The 13,737-nt window shown below is 41.0% G+C and carries 14 protein-coding genes, 2 tRNA genes and 2 pseudogenes; 6 read left to right on the forward strand and 12 right to left on the reverse strand.

What is annotated here, in order from left to right; all coding sequences use genetic code 11:
• Nucleotides 1-3: 3 nt before the first annotated feature.
• Complete coding sequence (locus AB432_RS20540; protein WP_235617514.1) at nucleotides 4-657, reverse strand: 4'-phosphopantetheinyl transferase superfamily protein; 654 nt, start codon at nucleotides 655-657, stop codon at nucleotides 4-6.
• Nucleotides 658-1,101: 444 nt separating this feature from the next.
• Between AB432_RS20540 and loaP the strand changes: the two genes are divergently transcribed.
• The 4 genes from loaP to AB432_RS20560 all read left to right on the forward strand — a co-directional run bounded on the left by loaP (nucleotide 1,102) and on the right by AB432_RS20560 (nucleotide 4,012).
• On the forward strand, nucleotides 1,102-1,635 hold the full coding sequence (loaP, locus tag AB432_RS20545) for an antiterminator LoaP (protein WP_048033867.1): 534 nt from the start codon (nucleotides 1,102-1,104) through the stop codon (nucleotides 1,633-1,635).
• A gap of 115 nt (nucleotides 1,636-1,750) precedes the next feature.
• Nucleotides 1,751-2,581 (forward strand): lipase family protein, encoded by an 831-nt coding sequence (locus tag AB432_RS20550; RefSeq protein ID WP_048033868.1) that lies wholly within the window; start codon nucleotides 1,751-1,753, stop codon nucleotides 2,579-2,581.
• Nucleotides 2,582-2,619: 38 nt separating this feature from the next.
• Nucleotides 2,620-3,438 carry a lipase family protein gene (locus AB432_RS20555; protein ID WP_048033869.1) on the forward strand — a complete coding sequence of 273 codons (819 nt, stop codon included), beginning with the start codon at nucleotides 2,620-2,622 and terminating at the stop codon, nucleotides 3,436-3,438.
• Nucleotides 3,439-3,598: 160 nt separating this feature from the next.
• On the forward strand, nucleotides 3,599-4,012 hold the full coding sequence (locus tag AB432_RS20560; protein WP_048033870.1) for a hypothetical protein: 414 nt from the start codon (nucleotides 3,599-3,601) through the stop codon (nucleotides 4,010-4,012).
• A gap of 273 nt (nucleotides 4,013-4,285) precedes the next feature.
• Here AB432_RS20560 and AB432_RS20565 read toward each other — a convergent pair whose 3' ends face one another.
• From AB432_RS20565 to AB432_RS20595, 5 genes and pseudogenes are all read right to left on the reverse strand, one after another.
• Nucleotides 4,286-4,420, reverse strand: a complete 135-nt coding sequence (locus tag AB432_RS20565; RefSeq protein WP_015892250.1) for a cyclic lactone autoinducer peptide — start codon at nucleotides 4,418-4,420, stop codon at nucleotides 4,286-4,288.
• Nucleotides 4,410-4,946, reverse strand: a complete 537-nt coding sequence (locus tag AB432_RS20570) for an accessory gene regulator ArgB-like protein (protein ID WP_048033871.1) — start codon at nucleotides 4,944-4,946, stop codon at nucleotides 4,410-4,412. The genes AB432_RS20565 and AB432_RS20570 overlap by 11 nt, the downstream gene beginning before the upstream one ends.
• Complete coding sequence (locus AB432_RS20575; RefSeq protein WP_235617515.1) at nucleotides 4,939-5,544, reverse strand: hypothetical protein; 606 nt, start codon at nucleotides 5,542-5,544, stop codon at nucleotides 4,939-4,941. Before AB432_RS20575 ends, AB432_RS20570 begins: the two co-directional genes overlap by 8 nt.
• A gap of 478 nt (nucleotides 5,545-6,022) precedes the next feature.
• Entirely contained in the window at nucleotides 6,023-6,274 is a 252-nt protein-coding gene (locus AB432_RS20585; RefSeq protein WP_048033873.1) for a hypothetical protein, read from the reverse strand.
• A gap of 854 nt (nucleotides 6,275-7,128) precedes the next feature.
• Nucleotides 7,129-7,545: pseudogene (locus AB432_RS20595) on the reverse strand (DUF4280 domain-containing protein); the annotation flags it as partial.
• Nucleotides 7,546-7,948: 403 nt separating this feature from the next.
• On the opposite strand from AB432_RS20595, the gene AB432_RS20600 reads away from it, so the two are divergent.
• Nucleotides 7,949-8,191: a hypothetical protein gene (locus AB432_RS20600; protein ID WP_048033875.1), complete on the forward strand. Its 243-nt coding sequence runs from the start codon at nucleotides 7,949-7,951 to the stop codon at nucleotides 8,189-8,191.
• Nucleotides 8,192-8,605: 414 nt separating this feature from the next.
• Complete coding sequence (locus AB432_RS30565; protein WP_162630262.1) at nucleotides 8,606-8,776, forward strand: hypothetical protein; 171 nt, start codon at nucleotides 8,606-8,608, stop codon at nucleotides 8,774-8,776.
• 984 nt (nucleotides 8,777-9,760) lie between these two features.
• On the opposite strand, the gene AB432_RS20610 is transcribed toward AB432_RS30565, so the two are convergent.
• The 6 genes and pseudogenes from AB432_RS20610 to AB432_RS20635 form a co-directional block, all read right to left on the reverse strand.
• Nucleotides 9,761-10,348: a hypothetical protein gene (locus tag AB432_RS20610; protein ID WP_048033876.1), complete on the reverse strand. Its 588-nt coding sequence runs from the start codon at nucleotides 10,346-10,348 to the stop codon at nucleotides 9,761-9,763.
• Between the two features lie 15 nt (nucleotides 10,349-10,363).
• Nucleotides 10,364-10,930 carry a zinc metalloprotease gene (locus AB432_RS20615; protein ID WP_048033877.1) on the reverse strand — a complete coding sequence of 189 codons (567 nt, stop codon included), beginning with the start codon at nucleotides 10,928-10,930 and terminating at the stop codon, nucleotides 10,364-10,366.
• 276 nt (nucleotides 10,931-11,206) lie between these two features.
• A pseudogene (locus tag AB432_RS20620) lies at nucleotides 11,207-12,376 on the reverse strand (IS3 family transposase).
• 113 nt (nucleotides 12,377-12,489) lie between these two features.
• Nucleotides 12,490-12,565 (reverse strand) — tRNA-Val (locus tag AB432_RS20625).
• A 25-nt stretch (nucleotides 12,566-12,590) separates the two neighbouring features.
• Nucleotides 12,591-12,667: transfer RNA gene (locus AB432_RS20630), tRNA-Ile, on the reverse strand.
• Between the two features lie 365 nt (nucleotides 12,668-13,032).
• A complete protein-coding gene (locus tag AB432_RS20635) occupies nucleotides 13,033-13,626 on the reverse strand; it encodes a phosphatidylglycerophosphatase A family protein (protein ID WP_048035898.1) in 594 nt (197 codons plus the stop codon).
• Nucleotides 13,627-13,737 lie beyond the last annotated feature (111 nt).

The following is a 13,737-nucleotide window of genomic DNA, read 5'->3' on the forward strand; positions in this document are numbered from 1 at the left end:
AATTCATAAGCGATTTGTCATGGGTGGTTCTATCTCCTGAAGTTCATCCTTTACTACAGCAACATTCCACTCAGTCTTTTTCGGGTAGGTGATCGAACACACATAGTCGCCAAGGATAAAAGATGCAGTACGGTATTGGGGAAAGTTATCAAAAAGACTATAAACAACCCCATCCTTTGCCACCACTTGGCTTATTTCATAGATATGAAAAGAAGTTGTTAGGGCTGTCTTCAAAATTTTGGATAACGCTTCCTTGACTGTCCAGAAAAGAGTGAGAGTCGTTTCATAGGAATAAGGCAAGCATGAAAATAAATTGCCCTCTTTCACTGTCATTTGCGTCTCCAGAACTTTATTTCTATCAACGCTAATTCTCTCAACATCAATTCCCATCGGTAGCTCTTCCGAAAAAGCAATGGCTGCGGCAAGATCGTCACAGTGGGTGATACTCACTTGGACATTGGTTGTATTCGGTAGGTTCACGACAGGGTGATGAAAAATGCCCTGTTCAATACATATTCGCTCTAAGCTGTCTTCTCCAGTCAAAACCGAAACGGCTCTTTTGGCGACATATCTCCCTGTCAGGTAGCTTTTTACTCTCCGCTCAAACTCCAGATGAAAATAGTACTCGAATTCTTTTGGATGCAGGAATTTTACCATTTTAAAAAAATCAGCGGGAGCAGAAAAGCAGCCCAAGCACAAACTTGCACGAAACTCTCTATCCGTGCCTTTTACAACGAATTCTTTCGTAGAGATCTGTGGAAATACATGCAATCCAATCTCCGCCTTCCGTTCTCCTACTATGCCAATGGGCAGAGCTTCCCCAGTTCGTGGGTCAATAAAAATACACACTACTGTTTCTCCGTATGTCCTCCCTACATTCCTTTAACGTGCCGAAATATCGATTAAAATTCCCTAAGGGATTTTCCTTTCGATAAAAAGCTTATATAGCTAGCTCTTTAAATTTATGCAGAATGTTACGACTACTGCATTTATTGCATAATACAAGAAAATTGGATATATTTAGTATAATAACACGTTTTTTGGAAATCATAAAGCACTCCAGACTTTCGAATCCACTTCATAATGAAAGGATTGCTCACCTTGAAATGGTATGCCATCTTTGTAGATTCTGGTAAAGAAGAAGTCGTTCAAAAGTACCTCAAACTCTATTTTAATGAAGAGTCTTTAAAATCCCTTGTGCCGAAGAGATTGGTTCCTGAGAAAAAATCAGGCATTGTGTATAATGTCCTGAAGAATATTTTTCCTGGATATGTACTTATTAAAACTGAAATGACTAACGATACGTTCCATAAAATTAAAAAAATTCCTATAAGTTTTCGTTTGGTCAATAACCGTAGTTACTATTCGCAAGATGAGGGCGTTTATTATTCGAGCATTGACGAAAAAGAAATCATCCCGATACTCCAACTCATGGGCAACGGTGAGGTTGTCGATTATTCAAAAGTATATCTGGAAAATTCAAAGGTGATCGTAGAATCTGGTCCCCTAAAAGGACTGGAAGGCATTATCAAAAAAGTGGACAAGCACAAAAAGAGGGCTAAAATATTTCTATCCTTTATGGGAGTAGAGAAGACAATTGATGTGGGAATTGAAATCCTCTCAAAACCTTCGTAAATGGGGAGCGTCGTGTACGCGCCCCCTTTTTATTTTCTTCATACAAGCACGCATTCCATCGTAAAATCATAGGCTCATGGTAAGTAACATTCGAATAGGAAAGGAATTTGTCTACATGGTTTTCTCGGACGAAGACAACATGTTTACTAGTCAGGCTGCCATTTTCCTTGCGGCCATGAGCTATCAGACTTATCTATTATATTTTAATGAGGAGCTTATCTTACCCAAAGGCTTTCAACTCCGATACACGATTCGAGCTTCAGCTGACGTAGAGAATCCAACTGAACATATCTATGGTTTTGTGGCAGAATCAAAAGATGAAATCATCATTGCCTTCAGAGGGTACGCAGCCTATCCGGCAGACCTTTTGGCAGCCTATGACATCTTACAAATTCCCTATCCTTTTGTTACAGAGGCAGGGAAAACCTCACGTGGATTTACATGCCTGTATCAGTCAACACGAGATCGATTATTCAGAAAAATAAATCAGTTTTCCGCATCAAAAAAGCTGTTTATTACTGGCCACAACTACGGTGGCGCACTGGCTGTACTGGCAGCTTTAGATATTGCGGTAAACACGCAGTTTAGACACCCAATCGTTTATACCTATGGCAGTCCGCGTATTGGTGACCCCCACTTCGCTTCTCGCTTCAATAAAGTCGTTCCAAATAGCCTGCGCATTGTCAATGTTCACGACTCTTTCCCTACCTTCCCCGATCAAAAGTATCCGCCTCCTTTTACCCAGGAAGGCATCTACTATCAACATGTAAAAAACAAGTTTCCTCTCTCGTTTCAACTGAATAATACGCCTCGCAACGATAGTATCGCCTGCTATTTCCAAAGCCTCACTCAGTTTGACCCTGATTACGCCCAAACGCTCTGTGTGGAAAATCCGGGGTTTTGTCCCGATACCGATACGTGTATTCCGTTTCAAGGCAAATGCTAGCTTTTACAGCCTTGAAACCGAGAAAGGGAGACACATGAATGATCGATCGTATTTATAACAGTGAAGATGCGATTTTACTTGCGGCCATGGTCCATCAGGCCTATCAGCTTTTTGAAACAGATTCACTTGTCTTGCCACAAGGGTATCGTCAACGCTCGGCGATTCGAGCATTGGCTGGTGTTGAGACGCCGGAGCCCGAGGTATTTGGTTTTGTAGCCGAGTCACCCGACAGTATCGTTGTTGCTTTTCGGGGAACACGCACGTTTAACGACAATGAGTCAGATCAAGATTTGTATCAAGTCCCCTATCGATTTGTCAGAAAGGCAGGAAAAACCCACCGTGGGTTTACTTGCATTTACCAATCCGCGCGAGATGAATTGATTCGGGAGCTGAGCAAGCTCCCTAGATCGAAAAGACTATTTGTTGCGGGGCACAGTTTAGGGGGAGGCTTGGCCGCACTTGCCGGTTTGGATATTGCCGTGAATACGAAGTTTCCGCGACCTTTTGTGTATACGTATGGGAGCCCACGTGTCGGAGATCCTGTCTTTGCTTCGCGGTTTAATGAGACTGTAAAGAACAGTGTTCGGATCGTGAATGTTCATGATATTATTCCGACGTTGCCGTCCAAAGCGTATCCCCCTCCGTTTACGAAGAAAGGATTGTACTACCAGCATGTCGATCGGAAGCATTTGTTGGATTTTCAGTTGAATAGCTTAGCTGTAAGGAATCATGAAATTGTTTGTTATTTTACGTTTCTGGCGCAGGAGGAGCCTGGGTTTACGGAGAGGTTGTGTACGGAGAATGAGGGGTTTTGTCCGGATACAGGGATGTGTGTGCCGTTTTTAGGGGGATGTTGATTCCATTGAATCACTCTCTTTTTTTATGCCCTCTTTATCACGGCGTGAGAGGTAATCTACAAAAAACTTATTGATAATAGTTATCAACAGGATTATAATGGTTATAATTTCCAAATATTTACTTTCGCTCGTGATTGAGAAAAAAGGAGGCATTACCATAATGAAAAAAGCCATTTTAGCAGCGACGTTAGGAATTGCACTACTTTCGGGTGGATCTTTACCAGGATTGGAAGTCTCAAAAGCTAGCGCAGCAGCTACAGCTTTAGACATGCAAGAGGTTACGAAATACTATTCTCTGAGTTCATACGAAGTGACGCAAAAAGAATCTTTTTCGCTTAAAAAGGGAGAAGAACTGACGATATTTGTAAACAATTCAGGATTCCCGATCTCTTATACAGTCTTTGATGCAGATAATCAAGTGATTGGTACATACCAAGCTAATTCACCTTACGGACGGGTCTTTCAAGCAGATAAAGATGGCAATATTTCTGTACAATTTCAAGCTGGAGCGAATTCTTCCTATATGAAAAAAATGAATTTTACAGCTAAATTCGCTATTTCCAAGTTTTATTAAGCGTTAAGAGAAAGGGGCTGTTTCAAAAGTCGATTTTCCGACTAAACGACAGTCCCCTTTGATTCATTAACGATTCAATAAACAGTGTTGTGGACGCCAATGAACCAGGCGCAATAAAAAAAGAAAGCCCCTTGTCTACCAAGGGGAATAAAGTTATTGGTAACGATCTGAAAGAAGCAGTCTATAAGTACAAAACAATCATACGCGGATGTTCATAAAATTAAGATTTACAGAATCGCAATGGGGCAACCAATTTTCCCCTTTCCTTGCTCCTTATTTCTTTAATTCTTCTGGAATTTCAGGTTTCCCCACGAAACCAAAGGATGCGGTAGATACCGCCAGTACCGCAACAAATGAAGCAATTGCTGAAACATGCTTCGCTACGAACATCATCGCTTTATTTTTCATCTTTTCCACCTCCTTTCAGTGGAATGAGCGTCAGTGCTTGCACAAAAAAGGTCTTAACCAGTGTCTCGCTTTCTATGAAAAATAATAAACTGACGATGATAATGGAGATGATCTTGAGGAGCAAAGTCTGATTCTGTTTGAATAGTCGTGATTGCATTTCCATTTCTTGCGGTGCAAAAAGTGCTACTAGGACTAATGTGATGATAATAATCGGGGTGACAAAATCATTAGGAAGGGTAATGAGAGGGATGAATACAGCTCCCGCTATACTTGTCATGGTGCAGTAGACGGACGATGAGTAGTGAAATCCTCCTGAAAATTGGCGTAGTACTAAAAATCCGGCCAATGTGAGTAATGTTCCTTGAAACGTCCCTATCATAAGTGAAATGGTAAGGCTAATTGTAATGATGAGCAGCATGTTGATGATAAGGATCAACCCAAACTTCATGGTGGGGACTGACTTCGTTTCATGTGGATTGATCGACTTTAGTTGTATGGCTATTCTTTCAGCAAGAGTTTCAATCATATTCCCCATCCCTTTTTATAGCCAGCCATGCCAGTATCGTGATTCCGATTGCCATCCCAAAGAAGATCCAGACTAAGGAAGCAATTCCATATGTGCTTGCTAATTTAAACAAGACCGTTATCAATACTCCTGTTACAATGATCAGTGACAAAATCACCATGTTGATTCTATGGTAAATAAAGAAAGGCGCTCCATCTCTGACAAATGTAAATTGCAGTCTACATTTCCGAAGTCCATAGCATAATGCAAAGGTAAGGAATGCGGAGATTGTCTGGAATATGAACCCTGTGTTGATGGTTCGATCCTCTAACGATTCAATCGTCTCTAAGGTTCCTATGACGGTCAGGAAGAACACTTCCACCATCTGAATCCCCAAGTATATTCCAGCTGTTATAATAGTCATTAAGGCAGCATGTCCCCAATTAACGTTCCATACCAGGATTAATGCCCCAAAGATGATGACGACTTGAGCTATGGTTGCATAGTCTCCATATGGCGTAAATTGTCGCAGCCCAAACGAGAAAAGCATTAATACCAGACTCACAAAGAGAATCCGGTTGATATGCACCAAAAAGCCAAACCTAAATAGTGTAGTCATAAGAGCAAATATTGCGAGGTATTCCAACGTTGAAAATAGGACAAACAGCATGTAACTTTTTCACCTCAATTACTTATTGGGGGTTATATTCTACTAGAAACGACAGATCCCTTCTTTTATTTACCAGATTTGACAATTTAGATACCATAGACATTCCGAAAATACGTTTCCAAGACCCACAACATTATCATGCAGCCCTTCTTCTTATTCAAGGTGTCAATCCTTAAGTAGTAAGTGAAAGATTAGGACATCCAACCATCCGATTGGCTCAATACTCTTACTCCTTCCAAATTCGTGTACCTAAAACAAAAACCGCCCGGTTATTTACCTGGGCGGCTTATTCATCGTGCGTACACTTAGGATAGAGCGGTTTTTGATTTATTTGCAAAAACCGTCAAAAGTGTCAGATTTGTAAACCCTTCGCGTTGAAAAGGTTAATTTGGCATTGGGTAACCCCCACCAAAGCACAAGGACTCTACTAAGACTCGAACGCTGTTCTTTCCGGAAAATTTCCGCCTTCTCTAATTAGACAAACTGCCAACCGCTGCGCCGCTCTGTCAAAATAAAACTTAGATGGAATACTTAGGTCGGGTATTCCTTCTAGCTCGGAAAATTTTCTGGTTAATTTGTTTAATTCAATTTTACCCATTATATTTTCATTTGGTCCAAATTTGTATACAACAGTTTCATCATTTTCAAATTCTTTTAGTAACAAAACATATGAAGCCAATATTACTCCTCCTCTGGTGGATACCATGGACGCCCAGAATCTACCGTTCTGTCGTGAGCAGTTCTGTAATCCGTCTTAAATATTCCTTCAAATTTAGATTCAAAAATTTCATGATTCAATAAGTCGATGTCATTCGGTTTGTATGTCCCTTTTTGAAGCCTATCCCAAGCTTGAGCAATTTCATAATCAGCTTCAAAACGTCCTACACCATGCTCCTTGATGTGTTCTTTGAAGAATACATGCTCTTTTATCCTTTGTACCCTATGTTCTACCATCCCAGTATTTTTTGCAATAGCCTGAACATCAACATTTGACGTTCTAAAGGATTCGTACATTTCATCTGCTTTGTCTAAACGTCTTAGATATTCATCGACAGAGAGTTCTCTACCACCTGTCTGAACTTTCGCCGGCACCTTCTTTCCTTTTCTTGCAGCATCCACTATTTGTTTTATGTTTTTACTTCTTCCGAGCGTAAGTGCACTCAAGGCAAGTCCACCGATTGCAATTCCATCCGCGAGATTGATTTTATCATCCCGCAACGTATCCAAGTCTTCTTGCATTGGCTCTATATAGCCTTCCCTCACAAACACTCCAACACCCTTAGGTAAATCCTCTGCCGCCTTCTGTAAACCTTTTGGCAAATCATTTGCAGCTTTCTCCAAAGCCCCTGGCAGCTCACTTGCCGCTTTTTGCATCGCAGCAGGAACGTCTCCCAGCATCGAGATTCCTTTGACGAAATTATCCCACATGCTTGGCTTTTCCTGCGGCTTTTCGCAAGCTGGTCCTTGTCCAACCCCAGCAGCAGACGGCCCGCTGTCTGTTGACGACTGATTTCCTATCGTCACACCACCCAAATCCTGCCCGTCATCTTCAATCTTGATCTGCCCACAATAGAAACACATATTCGTTGATTTATTTAGCAATGCCGGATGGCCGCCGACCATTTTGTCCGCTTTCCCATCTATCCATGGCATTGTGGTCAAAGGGGTGCACGGCATTGGTCTAAGTACACCATTGTTGGCTGCCGTGGCAGAAGCGACTGTGGGATTTTGTAAGCTGTTGCACTTTCCAAAGGGCATGATATTTACGTTGGGAACAAAATCCATGATGTTCATTTGCGGCTTTCCTTTTACAAAAACACCATGGCTGAACGGCATTTTCAACCGACTCTGTTTACTTCCGCTGCTGCAAGATAAAATGGCTCCCACAACCACGTAGCTGTTGCGTTCAGCGCTTGACTGCTGGATATTGATACCTTCAATATTGGGCATACAGTCTCCTCCTCTCTGTAAAGGTTTCCATACAGATGGAAGATGCTCTTGTTGATCGATACGCCTGATATCCAATCTATATATAAAAAGGAAAAAATGCCCACGTTTTGATGTATCGGATATAGAAAGGTCACGAGCAATAGGTATAAAGTTACAAATACACCTCTGTGTTCGAAAAACCGCCTTATTCAGTGCGGGATCTGCCCCGCTCGACATACCTGCAACATGAATTACAATAAACGAATATTGCCATGCGAGGACGGACCTCCATCTAGAGGAGATGGTACTAATACAAACTAGCAAGTAAACTCAAAAAGTCGATGAGGCATTATGAACGCCCATCGACTTTTTTTGAATAAGATATTAAACTAAGAAAAATCAAGCGGTGATAATAGGGGGAAATATGGACTATACATATGAATCTTTACTGACCGATTTAAAAATTGGACGTGAAATAGAGTTTGAATATAAAGCATCAAGATACTCCATTACTCGAACGAATGGATGTTGGAACTTTACCACATTCAATCAAGAAGATTATCTACAGATAAAGAACCTTAATGATATCGGTTTAGTAAAAGTTGAGGATTGTTTACTAAAAGATCTATTTGATTTAGGAAAATATCAAGACTTAACTATTTTTTAATGTAATTTATTGAATTTGTCTGCTCAACACCCGATTAATGGGTGTTTTTTATTGAAGTTTATGCACATTCTTCTCATATCTAACAAGTAACCCAGTAGACGCAACTATGCATACACATAAAGAAGTCCCTCTTTATTCATTGTCTACTATGTACGTCAAGCTATCTTGAACTATTTTATCTTAGGTGAAAAATATAAATAGTACTTGAACGATCCTTTTAATGCACATTGCACAGAGGATTGAGACTAAAAAAGCCCTCCCCCGTTGTAGTGCAGATCACTTTAAAGAAAGGCTATCATTTTACTGTGTTGTTTTTTACACATTTTGTTCCTTTTACGAACTTCCTCATCTTATCACCAATGGGGACGATTTCTAACAAGACACAACATCTGTTTCCACTACCTGCTCCAAACCTTGGCTACGTTGTTTAATAAAGACGTTCATGCGAAGATCATTTCAGAACGGCTTGGACATGCAAATATCTTAACGACAATGAACGTATATGGTCATGCACTACGCTCTGCTGATCAAGAAGCAACGAAGCATTTTGATTCTCTTTTTGATTCCCGAGTGAAACAAGGCTGATTGATTCCAATAATCCGTCAACAACTATGTTTTTGGACTAGTTGACCAGAATGAATCAGGCGAAAGAAATTAAAAAAAACCCTTGATTTGAAAGGTTTTTCCTCGTTCGCATCCGAGTGAATTATTGAGAATACAAGTCAGTTATATCCCCAAATCGTCCCCTGCCGACCGCTCTTATTAGCGTGGCAGGTAGTCGAGGGTCACTCGTCTCCATTGATTCCACTTGGGTCAGATCATGTTTAAGTCCTCCAACTGCCTGATGTCAAAGAAGCCAGTTCAACAGTTATCCTTCCAAAGAAACAGCTTCAATCAACTGTATGATAAGCTGCGAAAGTCCCCTTTTTTCGGAAGGGGACTTTTCGCTTGATTTTAGAGGGTACAAATATGTCTTCCCCCTCATAAAACGCGTTAGGAGCGATTCTAGAAGGTCAAATTTTTTCTGCCCAATCCGTGAAATTCAGAATGGGGGTTTCTACACTGCGATCGGCCTATTTTCTCTTCACCAGCCGAAATCTGTCGGTTAAAGCTTTTGATGGAAATTCCCTGCTTATTTGACAGTTATTTTGATAGTTTTGAACAATACTCCATTCTAGTGATATTGATACAGATAGTCCTTTCCCCTAGACAATCCTGCCACCAATTTATACTGAAAGGAGTTTTTATCATAATCGAGGTATGCTAGCCTCCTTTAATGCAAACCAATGGTCCGGAGGTGTTTCCAAGTACCTCTCTTGGCCCAAGCCGATTTCGATGAGCCCGATCTCCTGCTGTTCTACCATAGCTTCACCAAACTTTTCCTGTGATAAGCTGACTCCCTGCAAACTGAATAGTACAGAGGTTAAACCGATATTTGGGCTGCTGATTACTCTAGTCGATTGCGTAACCTCATAGGTATAAAATCAATGTCCCAAGTCCTTCCTAAACTTGACAATATAGAAGGTTAGGGGTTCTTAACCTTTCGGTTCTCTATCTAATTTGGCTAATTTATTTAGGAGGAATGTACTCTTTTTTTTCAAGTATGTTCTCTAATTCTGTTAGTTCAATTCCAGACGCGGTGTCTGCTTCAACCCCTACAAGGTTGTGATTATTATTCTTAGCTTTTGATCTCTTCTCCATGTTGACTGATACGGGGTATACTTTTCCATCACTGTTAAGTGTAAAATGACCTTGTTTTAAGCCGACAAGACGATAGGCATTTTCAACTATCGGACCTTGATACTTTTTTAAAAATAGTATTTGATCTTTCCCTTCTTCTACTAGTGGATCCTCAAGAATATCTGATTGTAATAACGTAATCGAGTCACCTTCGGATACTCCATCAATGCCTCTATACAATTTGTTTATTTCTATCTTGGTTGTGTAAAATTTTAGATCATCATAAACAATTTCTTCTGTATCAGCAGCTACTGAACCAGAAATTACTAACGGTGAAGAAGCGGATAGCTGTTCCAAATCTTCGTAGTATTCTACTAATTGCGCAGAAGAGACACGGTTATCATTAAAATAATTATACCCTACATACCCAGATCCAATTAATGCCAAAAAACTAACAAATAGGATCGTTTTTTTCACATTCTCCACCCCTTATTAATAAATATTGTGTATACCTTGAACATCACCATCATTTGGAGTTAATACATGATTATGAGTAGTATGCATAACTTCATCTGGACAATCATAATGATCTAATCCATGTGTATGCCCTAATTCGTGTAGCACAGTATTTTCATAGCAGGAATACCTATAGCTATGTCCATTTACAGGGCTATTGTCGTGATACCACTCATTCAACCTTATTTCTTTAGGGTCTCTATTATAATATGCTCTCCCTACCCAACCTGTATCACCGTAATCATCACTTTTAATGATTAAATTTGCTTTTGATTCATTCGATGTTTTAGAGATTACAAATGGGGAAGATTCAATGTTTTCCCACGAATCAGATGCATCTTTGATTTCATCCCTATAATCGTAAAAACCATTTTTTGAATAGTAGTAATCGATGTAAATTGTTCCACTGTTTGACCTTGGCCACTCATCATAATTAAAATAGGTATCGTAATGAAGTCGGTGTGATGCTGCTAATCCAGTTGAGGAAAATATCGAAATCGCTGCAAGAAATGTCATTAAAGATATCTTAGCTGCTTTTTTCAAAACGAAAATCCTCCTTTTTTGTAAAATAATGCATTATTTTTATATATACCATAAAAAGGTAATTCATTGAATATAATAAAGATAAAATATTGATATTTATTTAGATACTGACATAATTTTGTGATATTAATAACTCTAGTTGAATAAAGATTGTCAAAAATGTTAACAAGCAACAACCTAGGGAGATTTTTTTGTCAGAGTGGATGGACGAGGACATAAGAAAAACCCTTGATTTTGGTCATCCCCCTGTCAAGTAGACTGCCTAAAAACCCATAATTACGCGGCGATCGCTTTCCGATACTCAATCGGGGAACGGTCGCCTAGTTTTTTTGAAAACGACTCTGATTATAAAAGGCAATGTATTTTTCAACAGCTTCATTTAATTCCTCAAGTGATTTTGCCGAGCATCGATACATCAATTCTATTTTTAGATGAGAAAAGAATGACTCGATACAGGCATTGTCTAAGCAATTTCCCCGTCTCGAATGACTTCCTAGTACTCCGTACTCATCCAGACGTTTATTATAGTGTCTGGAAGTGTATTGAAAACCTTGGTCCGAATGTAGGACGGAACCGTTCATTTCTCTCCCCTTACAAAGACTATCTACGGTGCTCATCACGAGTGACAAATCGTTTTGGGAAGAGACATGCCAAGCAACGATTTCGTTATTAAACAGATCCTGCACAGCAGATAGATAAAAAAATCGTTCTCCGACTCGTAGATAGGTGATGTCGGTTACCAGCTTCTTTAGAGGTGCTTCTGCTTTAAACTGTCTTTCCAGACGATCCGGGTTTACAACTGATGCCCGTCTGCCGAAGAATCGCCTTTTTTTACGAATTACTGAGCGGATGCCTAATTCCTTCATCAATCGATAGACACGTTTGTGATTGATTTGTAATCCTTCTTTGGGAAGAGCAACTGTCATTCGTAGTAACCATAATAAGGATGCAAGCGGTGGATACTTAGGATATGTTCTTTTAGGTTGACTTCCTTTTCGCTACGTCGAACAGATGCCTCTCTGGACTTTCTCCATTTGTAATATCCCGCACGGGATACTTTTGCAAAACTGAGCAGCCATGATAATCGATATTTGGTTTGCATTTGTTCAATAATTGAGAACCTTACTTTCTTCGAAGTCACTCCCCGTTTAGATTTGGATATCGCTTTTTTAGATATTCATTCTCCGCTTTTATGTAGGCTAACTCTTCCTCAACGCTTGTGAATTTGGCTTTTGGACGCCCTTTTCGCCATGCCTGATTTGATCGAGAAGCTGTTAGTGCCACCCCATTACGAACCTTATTAACCCAGTCCAACACCTGTCTTTTTTCTGGAATGCCTAATCTTCTGGCGACTTCTCTAGAAGATACTCCGGACTCGTAAAGACGTACGGCTTCCATTTTTTCCTCTTCCGTATAAACTCTAAATGTTTGTCCTTTTTTAGCCATAAAAAAATCCCCTCTGGTCAATTGTGTCTTACCCAATTGTAACAGTGGGGTTTTAAACACAGTCAACCATGAGGGGATATTACCATTTCTCAAGGGTTTGAACGTTCATATTATGGTGATCCGGACTGGGTTCGAACCAGCGACCCCCACCCTGTCAAGATGGTGCTCTCCCAACTGAGCTACCGGATCATGTGATATGTGTGTGATCGTTTAATGGTGGGCCCTGTAGGACTCGAACCTACGACCAATCGGTTATGAGCCGACCGCTCTGACCAACTGAGCTAAGGGCCCGAATCGTATCGGACGTCGATCACATTTATTACTATACAGCATTGTAAAATGGATTTCAAGAGGAAATGAATAATTTCTTGTAAAAATTTTCACTCGTACCAAAAGAACACTAAGAAACCCAGTGAAATCAGGCTTGTTTTACCCTTGCAAAAAGCCATTCCCCACCGCTGCTGCCCACATCCCCCCTACAAAACATGGGGATTACCTACATGATGGCATCACATCATGCATGACTGCATCAAGCATATGAGCAACACCGGCGAAGAATTGGCTCCTGCTAAGCTGAAAGCGATCCAATAAAGTTACAACAACAAACAAGATAATTAGGTAACGATCGAAACAAACTCCCTCATCCCAAACCTAACCTACCCCGCCTGCTCCGTCCCTTTCCCTTTCTCCTCGACAAGCAGCTCCGTTTCCTGTTGCTTCAACGCCTCACTTCGTGCCAACTCCGCCTCCTGCTCATCTCTCATCCGATGCGCCATGCGGCTAGACGCATTGGCTGCCACACTCGCCACGAGGTCGTCCAAAAACGTGTGAACACGTCCCTCTGCCGACTTGGTATCCAGCCTTTTAATCACCCCAACCTTGTGCTTATCCAAATGACCAAAGGTGGTCACCGCGATACTTCCATATCCAAATACGGAGCCTAGCGCCAATGTTTCGTCGCATCCGAAAAGTCCTTCATCTGACGCGATGATGGATTGGAGCGGCTCGGACAAGAGACCCTTCTCTGCTAACGTATCCAACTCAACGCCAACCAGGATGGCGTGCTGCATTTCCCTTTTTTCCAAGACTGCTTTCACGCTCTCGATGCACTGCGCCATTGTGAGATCTGGATGGTAGGGCGACTGCATGAGATAGACGATCTCTGCGATATCTTCCACCGTCACTCCGCGTTCTGCCAAACGTGCGAGAGCAGCGTTTCTGACTTCGATGCTGTGTACTTGCTTCTTCATATAAGAGACAACCCCTTCCACAAATCGAGTGAAGTCGTTTCCTACCATAGTATCACACGCTGACCAAATTGCGACAATCTTTCGCCCACAGCCTGACCCTGCACCCAAACT

Source organism: Brevibacillus brevis (assembly GCF_001039275.2).
In the GTDB taxonomy this organism is placed as follows: domain Bacteria; phylum Bacillota; class Bacilli; order Brevibacillales; family Brevibacillaceae; genus Brevibacillus; species Brevibacillus brevis_C.